Source organism: Amycolatopsis sp. WAC 04182, assembly GCF_003947465.1.
Classification (GTDB): domain Bacteria; phylum Actinomycetota; class Actinomycetes; order Mycobacteriales; family Pseudonocardiaceae; genus Amycolatopsis.
Genome location: NZ_QHJJ01000004.1, coordinates 364,166 through 380,776, shown reverse-complemented (window position 1 = coordinate 380,776; position 16,611 = coordinate 364,166). Strand labels below are relative to the sequence as shown.

Annotated in this window: 15 protein-coding genes; 10 read left to right on the top strand and 5 right to left on the bottom strand. The window is 70.0% G+C overall.

The window, feature by feature from the left end; translation table 11 throughout:
* Positions 1 to 2: 2 nt before the first annotated feature.
* Both DMH01_RS22005 and DMH01_RS22000 read left to right on the top strand, forming a co-directional pair.
* Positions 3 to 455 carry a DUF350 domain-containing protein gene (locus tag DMH01_RS22005; RefSeq protein ID WP_061980368.1) on the top strand — a complete coding sequence of 151 codons (453 nt, stop codon included), beginning with the start codon at positions 3 to 5 and terminating at the stop codon, positions 453 to 455.
* A gap of 55 nt (positions 456 to 510) precedes the next feature.
* Positions 511 to 1,416, top strand: a complete 906-nt coding sequence (locus DMH01_RS22000) for a haloalkane dehalogenase (protein WP_125679814.1) — start codon at positions 511 to 513, stop codon at positions 1,414 to 1,416.
* A gap of 85 nt (positions 1,417 to 1,501) precedes the next feature.
* Here DMH01_RS22000 and DMH01_RS21995 read toward each other — a convergent pair whose 3' ends face one another.
* On the bottom strand, positions 1,502 to 2,785 hold the full coding sequence (locus DMH01_RS21995) for an aspartate aminotransferase family protein (protein WP_125679147.1): 1,284 nt from the start codon (positions 2,783 to 2,785) through the stop codon (positions 1,502 to 1,504).
* 133 nt (positions 2,786 to 2,918) lie between these two features.
* On the opposite strand from DMH01_RS21995, the gene serS reads away from it, so the two are divergent.
* The gene (serS, locus tag DMH01_RS21990) at positions 2,919 to 4,187 is read left to right on the top strand and encodes a serine--tRNA ligase (RefSeq protein ID WP_125679146.1); all 1,269 of its coding nucleotides are present in this window, start codon (positions 2,919 to 2,921) and stop codon (positions 4,185 to 4,187) included.
* 32 nt (positions 4,188 to 4,219) lie between these two features.
* Entirely contained in the window at positions 4,220 to 5,212 is a 993-nt protein-coding gene (locus DMH01_RS21985) for a DUF3558 family protein (RefSeq protein ID WP_125679145.1), read from the top strand.
* On the opposite strand, the gene lhgO is transcribed toward DMH01_RS21985, so the two are convergent.
* The gene (gene lhgO / locus DMH01_RS21980; protein WP_125679144.1) at positions 5,209 to 6,390 is read right to left on the bottom strand and encodes an L-2-hydroxyglutarate oxidase; all 1,182 of its coding nucleotides are present in this window, start codon (positions 6,388 to 6,390) and stop codon (positions 5,209 to 5,211) included. The genes DMH01_RS21985 and lhgO overlap by 4 nt on opposite strands.
* Before the next feature lie 79 nt (positions 6,391 to 6,469).
* On the opposite strand from lhgO, the gene DMH01_RS21975 reads away from it, so the two are divergent.
* Together DMH01_RS21975 and DMH01_RS21970 are read left to right on the top strand one after the other, a co-directional pair.
* Positions 6,470 to 7,066, top strand: a complete 597-nt coding sequence (locus DMH01_RS21975; protein ID WP_125679143.1) for a TetR/AcrR family transcriptional regulator — start codon at positions 6,470 to 6,472, stop codon at positions 7,064 to 7,066.
* On the top strand, positions 7,063 to 7,554 hold the full coding sequence (locus DMH01_RS21970) for a nuclear transport factor 2 family protein (protein ID WP_125679142.1): 492 nt from the start codon (positions 7,063 to 7,065) through the stop codon (positions 7,552 to 7,554). The genes DMH01_RS21975 and DMH01_RS21970 overlap by 4 nt, the downstream gene beginning before the upstream one ends.
* Positions 7,555 to 7,623: 69 nt before the next feature.
* Here DMH01_RS21970 and DMH01_RS21965 read toward each other — a convergent pair whose 3' ends face one another.
* A complete protein-coding gene (locus tag DMH01_RS21965; RefSeq protein ID WP_125679141.1) occupies positions 7,624 to 9,168 on the bottom strand; it encodes an MFS transporter in 1,545 nt (514 codons plus the stop codon).
* Positions 9,165 to 10,256 carry a C45 family autoproteolytic acyltransferase/hydolase gene (locus DMH01_RS21960; protein WP_125679140.1) on the bottom strand — a complete coding sequence of 364 codons (1,092 nt, stop codon included), beginning with the start codon at positions 10,254 to 10,256 and terminating at the stop codon, positions 9,165 to 9,167. The genes DMH01_RS21965 and DMH01_RS21960 overlap by 4 nt, the downstream gene beginning before the upstream one ends.
* Positions 10,257 to 10,400: 144 nt before the next feature.
* Here DMH01_RS21960 and DMH01_RS21955 point away from each other — a divergent pair, with 144 nt between their 5' ends.
* A complete protein-coding gene (locus DMH01_RS21955) occupies positions 10,401 to 10,619 on the top strand; it encodes a hypothetical protein (protein ID WP_125679139.1) in 219 nt (72 codons plus the stop codon).
* Positions 10,616 to 11,284 (top strand): hypothetical protein, encoded by a 669-nt coding sequence (locus DMH01_RS21950; protein ID WP_125679138.1) that lies wholly within the window; start codon positions 10,616 to 10,618, stop codon positions 11,282 to 11,284. The genes DMH01_RS21955 and DMH01_RS21950 overlap by 4 nt, the downstream gene beginning before the upstream one ends.
* Here DMH01_RS21950 and DMH01_RS21945 read toward each other — a convergent pair.
* Positions 11,281 to 14,394 (bottom strand): BTAD domain-containing putative transcriptional regulator, encoded by a 3,114-nt coding sequence (locus tag DMH01_RS21945; RefSeq protein WP_125679137.1) that lies wholly within the window; start codon positions 14,392 to 14,394, stop codon positions 11,281 to 11,283. The genes DMH01_RS21950 and DMH01_RS21945 overlap by 4 nt on opposite strands.
* A gap of 126 nt (positions 14,395 to 14,520) precedes the next feature.
* On the opposite strand from DMH01_RS21945, the gene DMH01_RS21940 reads away from it, so the two are divergent.
* Complete coding sequence (locus DMH01_RS21940; RefSeq protein WP_125679136.1) at positions 14,521 to 15,651, top strand: DegT/DnrJ/EryC1/StrS aminotransferase family protein; 1,131 nt, start codon at positions 14,521 to 14,523, stop codon at positions 15,649 to 15,651.
* A gap of 7 nt (positions 15,652 to 15,658) precedes the next feature.
* Positions 15,659 to 16,588 (top strand): NAD-dependent epimerase/dehydratase family protein, encoded by a 930-nt coding sequence (locus DMH01_RS21935; RefSeq protein WP_125679135.1) that lies wholly within the window; start codon positions 15,659 to 15,661, stop codon positions 16,586 to 16,588.
* The last annotated feature ends 23 nt before the right edge of the window (positions 16,589 to 16,611 follow it).

Below are 16,611 nucleotides of genomic sequence, written 5' to 3'. Positions count from 1 at the left end.
CTGTGACCACCACCCTTGCGCTGTCCGACACGTTCGGCTCCGACCTCGTGCGAGGGATCGGCGCGATCCTGTTGTACGGCGTCGTCGGCCTGCTGCTGATGTTCGCCGGGTTCTGGGCGATCGACTGGACCACGCCCGGCAAGCTGTCCCAGCTGGTCAGCCGCGGCCTGCCGAACGCGGTCATCGTCACCGCGTCGGGCCTGCTGTCGATGGCGTTCATCGTCGTCGTGGCGATCGCGAACTCCGCCAGCGACCTGACCGAGGGCCTCATCACCTCGCTGGTCTACGGCCTGCTCGGCATCGTCGTCCAGGTGCTGGCCGTCCGGCTGCTGGAGTGGGCGACCCGCATCGACGTCCGTTCGACGATCGAGAGCGAGAAGTTCGCTCCGGTCAGCGTCGTGGTCGCGGCCGCGCACCTGGCCCTCGGCCTGGTCGTGGCCGTCGGCATCTCGTGACTTTTTGACCTGCTGAAACCGGCATCGGCGCACGATTCCCACTAACGTGGGAGTCGTGCGCCTTTTAAGGACACCGGACGACCGGTTCTCGGACCTGCCCGATTTCGACTTCGAACCGCGTTACGCGGAACTCGTCGACCTTCACGGCGGCGTGATCAGAGTGGGATACGTGGAGGCCGGACCCGAAGACGGGCCGCCCGTCCTCCTGCTGCACGGCGAGCCCACGTGGTCTTACCTCTACCGCAAGGTCATCCCGGTGCTCGCCGACGCCGGGCTGCGCGCCATCGCGCCCGACCTGGTCGGCTTCGGCCGATCCGACAAACCCGGCGACATGGTCGACCACACCTACCAGCGGCACGTCGAGTGGATGCGCGCGTTCGCCTTCGACGTCCTCGACCTCACCGACGTCACCCTGGTCGGCCAGGATTGGGGCGGCCTCATCGGCCTGCGGCTGGTCGCCGAAAACCCCGATCGCTTCGCCAGGGTCGTCGCGGCCAACACCGGCCTGCCCACCGGCGACACCGACATGCCCGAGCTCTGGCACAGGTTCCGCGACACCGTCGAGAACGCCCAGGTGCTCGACGTCGGGCGCTTCGTGCAGTCGGGCTGTCAGACCAAGCTGCCCGAAGAGGTCCGCGCCGCCTACGACGCGCCCTTCCCGAACGAGATGTACAAGGCCGCGCCGCGCGCGATGCCGTCGCTGGTGCCGATCACCCCGGAAGATCCGGCCGCGGCCGCCAACCGGGCCGCGTTGAAGGTGCTGTCGGAACTGAACAAGCCGTTCCTGGTCTCGTTCTCCGACGGCGACCCGATCACCGCGCCGTGGGGCCTCGAACTGCGGGGCTCGATGCGCGGCGCCCGCGAACTCGAGCATCCGACGATCACCGGGGCGGGCCACTTCCTCCAGGAGGACGCGGGCGGACGGCTGGGCGAGGTCATCGCGCGCTTCGTGCGTTCGTGACATGTGGCTGAAGGGAGCTTTCCCCGCATCAGATGTGGGGAAAGCTCCCTTCGCCGCGTGAGATGTGGGGAAAGCCCCCTTCGGCTCAGGAGACGGCGGCCAGCGCGTCCGCGATGATCCCCAGGCCTTCGGCGGCCTCTTCGGCGGTGAGCGTCATCGGCGGCGCGATCCGCAGCACGTTGCCGTGCAGCCCGCCCTTGCCGATCAGCAGCCCGCGCGCCTTGGTCTCCTCCATCATCCGCGCCGCGGCCCCCGGGTTCGGCTTCATACCGCCGGGCTCGACCAGTTCGACGCCGATCATCAGGCCCTTGCCGCGCACGTCCCCGATCAGCGGGTTCCCCGCCGCGCGCAGGCCGTCGAGCAGTTCGTTGCCGCGGGCGAGCGCGTTGGCCTGGAGGTCGTGGTCGGCGATGTGGTCGAGTACCGCCGCCGCGCCCGCCATCGCGACCGGGTTGCCGCCGAAGGTCGAGATCGAGTTCGCGGTGAGGCAGTCGACGAGGTCGCCGCGCGCCACGAGACCGCCGATCGCGAGCCCGTTGCCGAGGCCCTTCGCGAAGGTCATCGCGTCGGGGACGACGTCGTGCGCCTGGATCCCCCAGTAGTGTTCCCCGGTCCGTCCCCAGCCGGTCTGGACCTCGTCGGAGATGAACAGGATCCCGTACTGGTCGAGGACCTCCTTCATCGCCTTGAACAGGCCGTCCGGCGGTGAGCTGAAGCCGCCGACGCCCTGGATCGGCTCGGCGATCATGCACGCGACGTCGCCGGACGTGCCCGTCTCCAGGACGTCGACCAGGTCCGCGACGCACGCGTCGATGTACTCCGTGTCCGAAAGCGCCCGGAACGGGCTGCGGTACCGGTAGCCACCGTGCACGTAGCTCACCTTCACCGGGCTGAGCGACGACGCCGACCAGCCTCGGTTGCCGGTGATGCCGACCGTCGCGAACGACCGCCCGTGGTACGAGTTCCGCATCGCCAGCACCTGGTTGCTGCGCCGGTACTGGGTGGCGAGCATGAGCGCGGTGTCGTTGGCCTCGGTTCCGGAGTTGGTGAAGAACACCTTCGCGTCGGGGATGCCGGAGAGCTTCGCGATGCGTTCGGCCAGTTCGACCTGCGACCGGATCAGGTACAGCGTCGACGTGTGCAGGATGCCGGTGTCGAGCTGCTTGCGCACGGCGTCGCTGATCGCCGAGACGTCGTAACCCATCGAGTTCGTCAGGATGCCCGCGAAGAAGTCGAGGTAGGTGCGCCCGGTCGAGTCGATGACCCGGCGGTCCTGCGCGTGCACGATCTCGATCGGCTCGTCGTAGTAGAGCGCCAGCCACGACGGCAGTACCGCCTTGTGCCGCGCCAGCAGGTCCGCATCGGTCATCGGGTTTCTCCGTCCGCAGCAGGGAGATCTCAGTATGGGGACGGCCCGAAACGGGCGGCAACGATCAGACTGTCGGGTTATCCGCGTGGACCCGCACATTTTGTGCGGCTCGCACGGACTACTCTCAGCACTCGTGATTGACCCCAGGACTCTGCGCGATGACCCGGACGTCGTGCGCGCTTCGCAGCGCGCCCGTGGCGAGGACGAAGGAGTGGTCGACAAGCTGCTCTCCCTCGACTCCCGTCGCCGGTCGTCCATCGCCGCCGCCGACAAGCTGCGCGCCGAGCAGAAGTCGCTGGGCAAGCTCATCCCCAAGGCACAGGGTGACGAGCGGGCCGAGCTGCTCGCCAGGGCCAAGGACCTCGCCGCCCAGGTCAAGACGGCCGAGGTCGAGCAGACCGAGGCCTCGGAGGAGTTCGAGCAGCTGCACCGCCTGGTGCCGAACCTCGTCCACCCCGAGGCGCCCGAAGGCGGCGAGGACGACTACGTCGTGCTCAAGCACGTCGGCGAGCCGAAGAAGTTCGACTTCAAGCCGAAGGACCACCTCGAACTCTGTGAGGGCCTCGGCGCGCTCGACATGGAGCGCGGCGCGAAGGTCTCGGGTTCGCGGTTCTACTTCCTCACCGGCATCGGCGCCCAGCTGCAGCTCGGCCTGCTGAACATGGCGGTCGCGCAGGCGACCGCGAACGGGTTCACCCCGATGATCACCCCGACCCTGGTGCGGCCGGAGATCATGGCGGGCACCGGCTTCCTCGGCGCGCACTCGTCGGAGGTCTACCGGCTGCGCGACGACGACCTGTACCTCGTCGGCACCTCCGAGGTCCCGCTCGCCGGCTACCACGCCGACGAGATCCTCGACCTGAACGACGGCCCGAAGCGGTACGCGGGCTGGTCGTCCTGCTACCGCCGCGAGGCCGGTTCGTACGGCAAGGACACCCGCGGCATCATCCGCGTCCACCAGTTCGACAAGGTCGAGATGTTCGTCTACACGCGTCCCGAGGACGCCGAGGCCGAGCACGCGCGCCTGCTGGACTGGGAAGAGCAGATGCTCGCCAAGATCGAGGTCCCGTACCGGGTGATCGACACCGCCACCGGCGATCTCGGCACCTCCGCGTACCGGAAGTTCGACTGCGAGGCGTGGGTGCCGTCGCAGGAGACCTACCGCGAGCTGACCTCGACGTCGAACTGCACGACCTTCCAGGCCCGCCGTCTCGGCATCCGCTACCGCGACGCCGACGGCCGCCCGCAGACCGTCGCCACGCTGAACGGCACGCTCGCCACCACCAGGTGGATCGTCGCGATCCTGGAGAACCACCAGCTCGAAGACGGTTCGGTCCGGGTTCCGGAGGCGCTTCGCCCCTTCCTCGGCGGAACCGAGGTACTCACGCCGACATCGAAGTAGCCGACGTGCCGGCGGTGAGGGGAAGAGGACGCATGCGGTTTCGGAATTCGCTCGCGATCGGGCTGACGGTGCTGACGCTCGGCGGCTGTACGTCGGTCGTCGGCGGCACGGCCTCGCCGGTGCCCGGGCAGGGGCCGGTCGTCACGAAGGCCGAGCCGTGCAAACTGCTCACGCAGGAGCAGGCGGAGGCCATCGGGGTCACCTTTCCCGGCAAGGAACGTCCGGCGGACAAGGCGCGGAAGATCCCCGGCACCTGCCGGTATCCCGAGCTGGAAGACGCGCCCGACGGGGTCGCGCTGGAGGTCTCGCAGAGCTACAACCTCTCGCTGGTCGACTACGTCAGCGGTGCCCTGCCCGGCGAGAAGTTCGGCATCGGCGGGTTCACCTGGACCCGGTACGCGTCCATCTTCGGCCCGAGCCACTGCTCGCTGATGGCCGAACTCGACCCGAAGACCTTCGTCGAGATCACCAGCGAGGCCCCCGGCGAAGACGTCACCAAGGCCTGCGACCTGGCGAAGGCCGCGGCTCCCGCGGTCGCGTCCCACCTGCCCGGCGGTCAGCCGAGCCCGCCGCTCACCGCGCCTCCCGGCCAGAAGCCGATCGAGGCCTCCGGGCCGCTCGTGACCGTCGATCCGTGCTCGCTGCTCAAACCGGAGCAGGTGACGCCGCTCAACCTTCAGGCCGCGCGGCCGATGAACGGTTCGTCGAGGGATCCGAAGAACGGCTGCCAGTGGGACGACAACGACGGAGACAAGGGCAAGAAGGCCCTCGACCTGTGGCTTTACACGGCGACGAAACTCGAGGACGTCCCCGGTCTCGAAGGCACCCCGGTCGAGCAGATGGTGGCCGGCAAGAAGTGGTTCGTCTACTCGAGCCCGGACAGCCCGATCTGCGTCGCGATGCTGCCGGTCACGGAGACCTCCTCGGTCAAGGTCGACACCGGTGACCTCACCGACAACGCCAAGGCCTGCGAGATCCCGCAGGCCGTGATGCCGCTGGTGACCGGGAACCTGCCCGCCTTCTAGACCAGTTCGTCGGCGATGTGCTTCGCGATCTCCAGCGCGCTGGTCGCCGCCGGTGAGGGCGCGTTGAGGACGTGCACCTGGTTCCGCGCGGTCTCGATCAGGAAGTCGTCGACGAGCGCGCCGTCCGGGCGCAGCGCCTGCGCGCGGACCCCGGAGCCGTGCCGCACGATGTCGGCCTCGGTGACGGCGGGGACGAGCCGCGCGAGGCTTTCGGCGAAGCGTCGGCGAGAGAACGACCGGCGGACCTCGTCGAGCCCGGTCGGGTACGCGTACTTGCGCGCGAGCCGCCAGACGCCGGGGAAGCGGGCGACCTCGGCGAGGTCCTTGGCCGAGATGTCGCGCCAGGTGTAGCCCTCGCGGCGAAGCGCGAGCACGGCGTTGGGGCCGGCGTGCACGCTGCCGTCGAGCATGCGGGTCAGGTGCACGCCGAGGAACGGCAGCGACGCGTCGGGAACCGGGTATATGAGGCCGCGCACCAGATGACGGCGTTCCGGCTTCAGCTCGTAGTACTCGCCGCGGAACGGCACGATCCGCGCGCTCGGGGTCAGCCCGGCGAGCCGCGCGACGCGGTCGGCGTGCAGGCCAGCGCAGTTGACGAGGCCGTCCGCGTGGATCACGTCGTCGCCGGTGGCCACCTCGACGCCGCCGGTGCGGCCGGGGCGGATCCCCAGCGCGGGCGTGCCGAGGCGCAGGTCGGCGTCGGATTCGTCGAGCAGGCGCACCAGGGCGGTGCAGACGGCGGGGAAGTCGATGATGCCGGTGGACTCCACACGCAACGCGGCGACGCACGAGACCTCGGGCTCGTACTCGCGGGCCTCGCTCGGGGGGATCAGCTTGGCCGGGACGCCGTTCGCCTCGGCGCGTTCGGCGAGCACCTTCAGTGCCGGAAGCTCCGCTTCGGAGGTGGCGACGACGAGTTTGCCGCAGACCTCCACCGGCACCCCGTACTGCCGCGCGAAGTCCACAATGGACCGGTTGCCCGCGCTCGCCATCTTCGCCTTGAACGACCCGGGCTTGTAGTAGAGCCCCGCGTGCACGACGTTCGAGTTGTGCCCGGTCTGGTGGGCCGCCCAGTGATCCTCCTTCTCGAGCACCGTGACGTCCAGACCTCGTTTGGTCAGCTCCCAGGCGGTGGCGAGACCGACGATCCCGCCCCCGATCACCACGACAGTACGCACGATCGACCAGGTTACCCGGAGCGCAACCTGACAATCGTCAGGTTGGTGGTAGTGTACCTAACCGATGTCAGGTAAACGGTTGAGCAGGGAAGAACGCCGGGAGCGGATCCTCGCCGCGGCGGCACGGGTGTTCGCCGCGTCCGGCTACGACGCGGCCGGGATGCGCGAGGTCGCGACGGCCGCGGGGATCAGCACGCCCGTGCTCTACGACCACTTCCCGGCCAAGGCCGCGCTCTACGCCGGGCTCCTGGAGTCCGAAGTGGACAGTCTGCTGGAAGGCTGGGCGGACCTGCCCGTGTCGGGCACCGCCGAGGAGCTGCTGCGCGGCCGGGTGGCGGCGATCTTCGCCTGGATGGAGACGAACGAACGCGGCTGGCGGATGATCTTCGCCGAGACACCGTCCGACGAGGCGGTCGCCGAGGTGCACCGGCGCGGGCAGGCCAGGGCCACGGGGCAGCTGACCGAGGTGTTCGCCCGCGTCCCCGGCCTGGCGCTGACCGCGGACCTGCCGCGCGACCGCGCGAACGAAGCGCTCGCCGAAGCGGCGAAGAGCGCACTGAACGCCATCGCCACCTGGTGGTGGAGCAACCGCGACATCCCGCGTGAGCAGGTCGTCGCGCTCACGGCGGATCTGCTGTGGCGCGGGCTGGGGAACCTGATCCAGGAGGACACATGAGCATCGAAACCGCCGAGCGGTACCGCCGCGCCCTCGAGACCCGGGACGTCGAACTCGCGCTGAGCGCCTTCGCGCCGGACGCCGTCGTGCGTTCACCGTTGACGAGCCGCGTCCGGTTCACCGGGCACGCGGAACTCAGGCCGTTGCTGGAGGTCGCGTACTCGCATCTACGCGACGTCCGGTTCCACACCGACACCGGCGACGAGGCGACGCGGGTCGTCGTTTACACCGCGCGCATCGGCGGCGAGGAGATCGAAGAGGCGGCGGTGCTCAAGTTCGGCGAAGACGGGCTCATCGCCGAAGTGACGCTGTTCGTGCGGCCGCTGCCGGGGCTCGTCGCGCTGATGGACGCCTTCGGTCCGGACATCGCGCGCCGCAACGGCCGCACGTTCGCGGCCCGGCTACTGGCGGTGGCCGCGAAACCCTTGCTGGCCATGGTCCGGTCCGGCGACAAACGCGCCGTTCCGCTCGCCGGGCCGAGGGGCTGAAGGACGCTTTCCCCGCATCTCATGCGAGGAAAGCGCCCTTCACCGCGTCTTATGCGGTGAAGGGCCCCTTCAGCCCACCGCGGCCGGAACCGGAGCAGGCTCCGCGTCGGGGTCCTCGAGTACCTTTGGCACCCCACGCAGGCTGAACAACGCGCTCACCGCCAGCAACGCCATCAGCCCCGCCGAGCACACCATCGTCACCTGCAACCCGTCGACGAACGCCGACTTCGCACTGGCCAGAACCGCTGCGCCTTGCTCCGGCGGCAACTGCGCCGCGACCTGCACCGCACCGCCCAGGGTGTCCGAAATCGCCGCCGAAGTCTCCGGCGGTATGCCCGCCGGGACGACGAGTTCGCTCCGGTACAGCGCGCCGAGCACACTGCCGAGGACGGCGATCCCCAGCGCCCCACCGAGTTCGGTCGCCGTCTCGGAGATCGCCGACGCCGCGCCCGCCCTGGCCTTCGGCACGACGCCGAGCACCGTGTCCGTCGCGACGGTGAGGATCAGCGCCAGGCCGACCCCGAAGACGATCATCGCGGCGAGCAGGTCCGTGTAGACGATCGTCACGCCGACGCTCGCGTACAACGCGAAGCCGACCGCTGACAGGGCACAGCCGAGCGCGATCGTGGCGGCGCGGCCGAAGGCCTTGATCCCCAGTGGCGCGAGCACGCCGCCGAGGATCGCGCCGCCCATCCCGGGCAGCCCGGCGAGCCCGGCCTTCAGCGGCGACCAGCCCGCCACCAGCTGCAGGTACTGCGCGAACATCAGGGATACCGCGAGCTGCGCGAACATCGCCAGGATCGTGGTGCCGACGGTCGCCGAGAACGCCCGCTGGGCGAACAGTTTCAGGTCCATCAGCGGTTCGGCCAGCCGCGGCTGCCGCAGGACGAACGCCAGCAGACAGCCGAGCCCGAGCACGGCGGCGACCGCGACGTCCCAGTGTCCCCAGCCCTTGTAGGCGACTTCCTTGATCGTGTAGACGATCCCGACCATGCCGACGAGCGAAAGCAGCACGCTCGGCACGTCGATGCGATGGGACACCGGGTTCTTCGATTCGGGCAGGATCAGCGCGCCCGCGATCACCATGACCACCACCACCGGCACGTTGACCAGGAACACCGAACCCCACCAGAAATGGTCGAGCAGGAACCCGCCGACGAGCGGCCCCATCCCGAAACCGAGGATCGTCAGCCCGCTCGAAATCCCGATCACGGCCGCGCGTTCCTTGCCGGTGAACACGTTCCGCACGATCGACAGCGTCGACGGCATCAGCGTCGCGGCGGCGATCCCGAGCAGCGCGCGGGCGGCGATCAGCAGTTCCGCCGTCGGCGCGTACGCCGTGATCACCGAGGCGACACCGAACAGCGACGCCCCGATCAGCAGCAGCTTCTTCCGCCCGACCCGGTCGCCGATGTTCCCCATCGTGATCAGCAGCCCGGCGAGCGCGAAACCGTACGCGTCGGCGATCCACAGCAGTTCCGTCGTCGACGGGTGCATCTGTTCCGAAAGCGACGGCAGCACCAGGTGCAGCACGGTGAGGTCGATCGCGATCAGCAGCTGCGCCAGCACGCAGACCGCGACGGTGCCGATCTTGCGGCCCTTGCCGATGGTCACCGAGAGACCCCGAACGTGAGTTCCGGCGTGTGCCGCGCGGCGCCGCTCTCGCCGTCACCCAGGTAGAACCGGGTGCTCAGGGTGCGGGCCGAGGGGTCGAGCACGCTGCGCCACAACGTCCGCCACGGCGCGCCGGGCTCGACCGCGAAGGACACCGCGTCGAGCGCGTCGCGCGGCCCGGCGTCCGCATTCTTGGTGACGGTGCGAAGCCGCTCGTAGGTGCGCATGGTCTCCGGGGTGTCCTCGGGCAGCGCGTCGAGATCCGGATGACGGTGCAGCAGGTGGTTCGTGACGCACAGCGGCCCGTCGGCCACCTCGACGAAGTACTCGACGTCGTGCGCTCCGCGTTCGTACACGAAGCCGCGGCCGGACGCGTCGGCGACGATGTAGTGGCAGGGCGCGCCGTGCGCGTACTGCTTGGCGAGCATCAGCGCTTCCTTGGCCTCGTCGACGGTTTCGCAGGTGTCCAGCAGATACCGGCACACCTGCAGCACCGACAGGCCCGCCTGCGGACCGTGCTCCAGCGGCATGGCGGTCTCGACCTCGGCCATCAGCAACGCGACGACGAGTCCCGCTTCGTTGACGCCCTCCGTTCCACCGTCCATTGTGGACATCGTGAGGGACGTCGAGGCGATGCCGTCGTCGGGGATCGTCGTCAGGACGTAGGGCCGTGACGCCATCGGCACGGTCCCGTCGTCGACGGGTTCCTCGCCGGCCAGCACCGCGCCCAGCTGAGTCCAGCTCATGGTGAAGAAGTCGTAGTTGCGGCCGAGTTCGGTCCCCGTCCACAGTGCCGAGCAGCCCGAGCCGGCGGGCAGGGCGCTCGCGTTGTCGAACGAGACCGCCGCGTCGGCGGGCAGCCCGTGAGCCTCGGCGAATCCGGCCGTGCGCTCCGCGTACTGCGGCCAGTTCCGCGCGAACCAGGTACGCCGCGCCCTGGCCACGACCGGGTCGAGCGGCGGCGGCGACCAGTCCGAGCGCGCCTTCACGTCGGCGCCGAGAGCCCGGCCGATTTCGGCCTGGGAGCCGCGCAGCGTCAGATGCCGCACGGCGAGGAAGTCTTCGGGAGATCCGGCTACGTAGGTCATGCCCCGGAGCGTGTCGGCCGCCGCTGACCGTCCACGCACCGAACGCTGTCAGCGCCTTGGCAGTGCTTGGCGGTGTCTGTCATCGGAATGTCATGTCACCCGCGCGAAAGTGGTTTCACCAGGCAACGACGAACGAGGGAAACCATGCTCAGCAACAAGGTGTACATCATCGGCGGGGCGGTCATCAGCGTCCTCTTCCTCGCGCTCGCGATGGTCGAGTTCTCCACCGGCTACCCGGACGACGGCCTGCAGGACCTGCTCTACGCCGCCGTGAGCGCCGGCGCCGGCGCGCTGCTGTACGTCCTCGACCGCCGCCAGCGTGAGCGCCGGGCGGCTGCCGAAGCGCAGCGTGACGCCCGATGAGGAACATCGACGGCGGTTTCCTCGCCGCACCCGACCAGGCTTCCCTCGAACGCCGCGAACGGGACGTCCGCAAGGGAAAGCTCGCGCTGATGCTGGCCGTCGTGGGCGGGTTCGTCGCGCTGGTCGCCGGCTACAACGTCCTCGTCGACTTCTCGCCGGTTTCGCTGGTGGTGACGATGCTCGCGCTGGCCGCCGCGATCGGCGGCGGGCTGCTCACCAAACAGCTGATGCGCGCCGTGCGGTTCCGGGTGCACAAACCGAACGCGGGACTGGTGGGCGCCGCGAAACTGAGCGGGATGGTCGTGGCCGTCCTCGGCTTCATCGCCCTGGTCGGCTCGCTGGACGGGCCCGGCGTGCTGCGGATCATCGCGATCGCCGTCGGCTGCGCCGCCATCGGCTACGTGAAGACCCTGCACGACCAGCAATGGGTGCTCTTCGAACTGGACGCGGTGGGCGTCCGGATCGAGCGGACGGTCGTGCCGTGGCGTGACGTCACCCGGCTCACCATCGACCCGGTCGGCCCGGGGATGACGCGCCTGGGCGCGGTCCCGATCAACGCCGCACCGCTGTACGTCGCGGTCCAGGACACCGAACTCGACCAGCGGCTCCTCGCCGAGGCCGTCGGCCGCTTCGCACCGCAGGGCACGCAGCTGACCCGCGCCTAAGCCAGCTGAGCGGCACCCCGCAGGCCGAGCCCTCGGCGGTAGGCCCGGTCGAAGTCGTCGCCGAGCCGCTCCCGCACGGTCGTCCTGAGCAGGGCGGCGTCCAGATCGACGGCGAACGGGGTGCCCCGGATGGTCACCGCCGCGCCGATCAGGACCGCCGCCCGCTCGGCGTCGCCCCGCACCAGCGCGACCCCGGCGAGCCCCTCGACGGCGCAGGCCATGGTGGTGCTGTCGTGCCAGCGGTCCGCCGACACCAGCGCCAGCCGGTGCAGTTCCTCGGCCCCGTCGAGGTCACCCTCGGCGGCCAGGACCCAGCCGAGGGAGATCTTCGCGCCGGCCCGCACCCCTTCGGCCGCGAACGAACCACCGGAACACTCCGCGAGCGCGCGTTCGCTCAGCGCGCGGGCCGCCGCCAGATCGCCCTCGTGCCGGGCGAGGAACGACAGCCCGATGTACCCGGCCGCCCGGCTTTCGGGCATCCCGGCGCGGCGCGCGATCTCGATGGCGAGTTCGAAATCCGCCCGCGCCCCCGCCGCGTCGCCGTGGAGCAGCTTGCTGCCGCCGCGACGGCACAGCAGGTCCGCGTTGTCGTCCGACGCGCCGAGTTCCCGCATCAGCCGCAGGGCCTCGTTCATCGTTTCGAGGGCTTCGGCCTGCCGGTTCGTCCAGATCAGGATCTGCGACAGATGATCGAGGGCCATCGAAAGGCCCCAGCGTTCCCCGATCGAGCGGAACGCCTGCGCCCCTTCGAGCAGGAATTCTTCCGCCGTTTCGAGGTCGCCCTGCATCAGCGCGCGGAGACCGTAACCGGTCGGCGCGAGGGCGAGACTCCAGGTATCGCTGTTCGCCAGCAGCGCCCGGCTGCGTTTGATCAGCGCGTCGTCGTCACCGGGCGGGCCGGACACGACGCCCATCAACAGCAGCAGCGCGGGGTTCCTCGGCGCCTTGGCGAGGCTCAGCATGAGGTCGTCCACCAACGGCAGATGCCGGTCGAGCGCCTCATGGCCCCGCAGTCCCGCGGCGGCGGTGAGCACGCAGAGCTGGTACTCCTCTTCGAGACCGTCCGGCGCCCGTTCTCCGAGCCGTTTGACCACTTCCAAGCACAGCGTCGAGCCCTCGAACCGGCGACCGCGCATCCACCAGTACGTCACCAGCGAAGCCGAAAGCTTCAGCGCGATCCGCACGTCGGACTCGGCGGCCCAGCGCAACGCGGCGAGGAGATCGTCGTAGGCGGCGTCGAGCCGATCGAGCCAGACCAGTTGGTCGCCGGTGCGCAGCAACGGATCCGCTTCCTCGGCGAGGGCGAGGAAATACTCGGCGTGCGCGCGCCTCAACCGCTCGGTTTCGCCCGCTTCGGCGAGTTTTCCGGCGAAGAAGGCCCGGATGGTTTCGAGCATCCGATACCGGTCCCCGGTGCGCTCGACCAGCGATCTGTCCACAAGGGACGGAAGAAGCTCCGCGACGTCCTGCACGGCACAGACCGCTTCGGCGTCGGCCAGGGTCGTGCCGCCAGCGAAGACGGTCAGCCGCCTGGCGAGCAGGCGTTCGTCCTCGTCGAGCAGATCCCAGCTCCACTCGACGACGGCGCGCAGGGTGCGATGACGGCTCTCGGCGACCCGGCTGCCCCGCGAAAGCAGCCCGAACCGGTCATCCAGCCGGGCGGCGATCTCGCCGACCGGCAGCGTCCGCACCCGCGCGGCGGCGAGCTCGATGGCCAGCGGCAGCCCGTCGAGCGCGGCGCAGATCCGCTGGACGTCGCCCGCGGTCCCGTCGTCGACCACGAAATCCGGATCGCCCGCCCGCGCGCGGTCGGCGAACAGGCGGACCGCGGCGAACTCCAGCGACCGGGCGGGCGGCGTGCCCGGCGGCGGCACGGCGAGCCGCGGCACGGGGGAGACGACTTCGCCGGTGATGCCCAGCGGTTCGCGGCTGGTGGCGAGCACGCGCAGCGCGGGGGCCGCGCCGAGCAGCCGGGCGGCCAGCTTCGCGGCGGCCTCGATCAGATGCTCGCAGTTGTCGAGCACCAGCAGGACCGCCCGGTCGGCCAGCGCGTCGATCAGCCGCTCCACCGGCGCGTTCTCCACCGGGGCGGTGACCGTTCCGAGCGGGACGGTTCGCAGGCCGAGCGCGGTCAGCACGGCGTGCGCGACGTCGGCCTCTTCGGTGTAGGGCGCGAGTTCGACGAAGACCGTGGGGAGGTCCATCGCGGCCGCGGTCTCGATGGCCAGCCGCGTCTTGCCCGCCCCGCCCGGGCCGGTCAGCGTCACCAGCCGCGAGCTGTCCAGCCTGCCGAGCACGTGCCGGAGGTCGCCCTCGCGGCCGATGAAGGTGGTGAGCTGCGCAGGGAGCGCCGCGGTCGTGCCCTTGACGGGCGGCGTCTCACCGCGAAGCACGGCGAGATGTGCGGCGGCGAGATCCGGCCCGGGGTCGGTGCCGAGTTCGTCGGCGAGGACGCGGCGGGCGTCCTCGAACGAGGTGAGCGCGTCGGCCTGACGTCCAACGGCGTGCAACGCGCGGATCAGCAGCGCGCGGGGCCGTTCCCGCAGCGGCTGCTCTTCGACGACCTCGCGAAGCTCCGCGAGGACGTCTTCGTGCCTTCCCAACTTGAGTTCGGCCTCGACGCGGTCCTCGATCGCCGACGTCTTCAGCTCGTTCAGCCTGGTGACCTGCGGATCCCGGAACGGCGCGTCGGTGATGTCCGCGAAGGCCGGGCCACGCCAGAGCCCGAGCGCGTCGCGAAGCAGTTCCGCCGCCTTCGCGGCATCTCCCGCCGCGAGAGTGCGCCGTCCCTCGGCGGCGAGCCGCTCGAACCGGTGCACGTCGACGTCGTCGGGGTCCACGGCGAGCCGGTAACCCGCCGGGCTGAACTCGACGGGCGCGAGCTCCTTCAGCGCACCCCGGAGCCGCGAGACCTGCGATTGCAGCGCATTCGCCACACCTTCGGGTGGTTGTTCGCCGTAGAGACCGTCGATGAGGCGCTCCGCCGGGACGATCCGGCCCGCCTCCAGCGCGAGCAACGCGAACAGCGTCCGGACCCTTGGCCCGCCGATCGGAACGGTGGTGCCGTCGTCGCGGCGCACCTCCGTCGCCCCCAGAACGCCGAATCGCATGGCTTGAAGAGTAGGGCGTCGTTGACCTGGGCGGATCCAGCCCGCCCGAACTACGCCGATCGGCGTCTATACACTTCGCCGGGTCCCCACGCAATGGGAGAGGGCGGCGGGAGAGGGTAGAGGAAAATGTCTGAGCAGGAACCCGTCGTTCTGGGTCAGCCGACCGTCGGCGACGAAGAACTCGCCGCCGTGGCGGAGGTCTTCCGGTCCGGCTGGCTGGCCGGAGCCGGCCCCGCGTGCCGTCGTTTCGAGGAACGCTTCGCGAAGACCGTCGGCACCGCGCACGCCCTGACCACCAGCAACTGTGGCTCGGCACTCTTCCTCGGGCTGCGTGTGCTCGGCGTGAAGCCGGGCGACGAGGTCATCGTCGGCGACTACACGTTCCCCGCCACCGGCCACGCCGTGCTTCAGGCCGGCGCGACGCCGGTGTTCGCCGACATCCGCCCGGACGTCTGGAGCGCCGACCCGGCGTCGATCGAAGCCCTGATCACCCCGCGCACGGTCGGCATCCTCGCCGTCGACGTCGCCGGGCAGCCCGGGGATTTCGACGAGTACCGCGCCATCGCCGACAAGCACGGCCTGTGGTTGTTCGAGGACGCCGCCTGCGCCGCGGGTGCGACGTACAAGTCCCGCCCGGCGGGCAGCCTCGCCGACCTGGCCGCGTTCTCCTTCCACGGCCGCAAGGGCATCACCGCGGGCGAAGGCGGCGCGCTGGTCTCGGACCGCGAAGACCTCATCGCGCACGCGCGCAAGCTGCACACGTACGGCATCGAGCCCGCCATCACCCGTGAGGGTTCCGGCGCGCTGCCGATCCCGGAGTTCCACGAGCTCGGCTACAACTTCCGGCTCTCGGACGTGCAGGCCGCGATCATGAACGTCCAGCTCGACCGCCTCCCGGACCTGCTTTCGGCCCGCCGTTCGGTGGCCAAGCGCTACCACGAGGCGTTCGAGAACCTGCCCGGTCTCGATGTCCCGGTCGAACTGCCGGACCGCGAGCACCCGTGGCAGGCCTACATCCTCACCGTGGCCCCGGAGATCGACCGCGACGCACTCGCGCTGCGGATCCGCGAACAGGGCGTGCAGTGCAACTTCGGCACCTACGCCTCGCACCTCCAGCCCATCTACGGCAAGAAGCAGACCTTGCCGGTATCGGCGGACCTCTTCGCCCGTCATCTCGCCATCCCGATGCACGCCAACCTCACCGATGCCCAGGTCGACCGGGTCATCGGGACCGTCAGCGCCGCACTGCCGAGCTAGGAGAGAAATGCCCGACAAGAAGGTCTTCTTCACCGGGGGCGGCGGTTTCATCGCCGCGCACGTCATCCCGATGCTGATCGAGGGCGGCTACACCGTCCGCGTCTTCGACAACATGACCCGCGGCGACCGCGCCCGGATCAACGAGTTCGTCGCCACCGGCAAGGTCGAACTGGTCGAGAAGGACGTCCGCTACGGCGGCGCCGTGCGCGAGGCCATGCGCGGCTGCACGCACGTCATCCACTTCGCCACCGTGTCGATCAACAAGTCGGTCGCGGACCCGCACGAGTCCATCGACATCAACATGGTCGGCAACCACAACGTCTTCGCCGCCGCGGCGGACGAGGGTGTCGAACGGGTGGTGTTCGCCTCGACCGCGTCCGTCTACGGCGACCCGAAGCGGCTGCCGATGCACGAGGACGACGAGCTCAAGCCGCTCACGCCGTACTGCATCTCGAAGCGCGCGGGCGAGGACATGCTCGGCTTCTACGAGCGCACCAAGGGCCTGTCCTGGAACGCGCTGCGGTTCTTCAACGTGTACGGCCCCGGCCAGAAGATCGAGGCCTACTACACGTCCGTGATCAACCACTTCATCCAGCGCCTGCGCGCCGGCCAGCCGCCGGTCATCGACGGCCGCGGCGACCAGTCGATGGACTTCGTGCACGTCACGGACCTGGCTCGCGCCGTCGTCGCGGCGCTCGAGTCGGAGCAGGCGAACCTGCCGATCAACATCGGCACCGGGATCGACACCTCCATCGCGACGCTGGCGCGGATCCTCATCGACGCCGTCGGCGTCGATGTCGAGCCGCAGTTCAACGAGCGTGACGTGCTGGTCTCGCGCCGCGCCGCGGACATCACCCGTGCCCGCGAGATCCTCGGCTGGGAGCCGAAGATCACCGTGGAAGAGGGCATGCGCGAACTGGTGAAGGCTTCGGAGTGAGTGCCGGGCCAGGGGAGAGCCGC

Coding starts and splice junctions, on each gene's coding strand:
- DMH01_RS21995 (WP_125679147.1), bottom strand. CDS start 2,785: ATGACCGATGCGGACCTGCTGGCGCGGCACAAGGCGGTACTGCCGTCG.
- DMH01_RS21985 (WP_125679145.1), top strand. CDS start 4,220: ATGCGGTTTCGGAATTCGCTCGCGATCGGGCTGACGGTGCTGACGCTC.
- DMH01_RS21970 (WP_125679142.1), top strand. CDS start 7,063: ATGAGCATCGAAACCGCCGAGCGGTACCGCCGCGCCCTCGAGACCCGG.
- DMH01_RS21960 (WP_125679140.1), bottom strand. CDS start 10,256: ATGACCTACGTAGCCGGATCTCCCGAAGACTTCCTCGCCGTGCGGCAT.
- DMH01_RS21955 (WP_125679139.1), top strand. CDS start 10,401: ATGCTCAGCAACAAGGTGTACATCATCGGCGGGGCGGTCATCAGCGTC.
- DMH01_RS21950 (WP_125679138.1), top strand. CDS start 10,616: ATGAGGAACATCGACGGCGGTTTCCTCGCCGCACCCGACCAGGCTTCC.
- DMH01_RS21945 (WP_125679137.1), bottom strand. CDS start 14,394: ATGCGATTCGGCGTTCTGGGGGCGACGGAGGTGCGCCGCGACGACGGC.
- DMH01_RS21940 (WP_125679136.1), top strand. CDS start 14,521: ATGTCTGAGCAGGAACCCGTCGTTCTGGGTCAGCCGACCGTCGGCGAC.
- DMH01_RS21935 (WP_125679135.1), top strand. CDS start 15,659: ATGCCCGACAAGAAGGTCTTCTTCACCGGGGGCGGCGGTTTCATCGCC.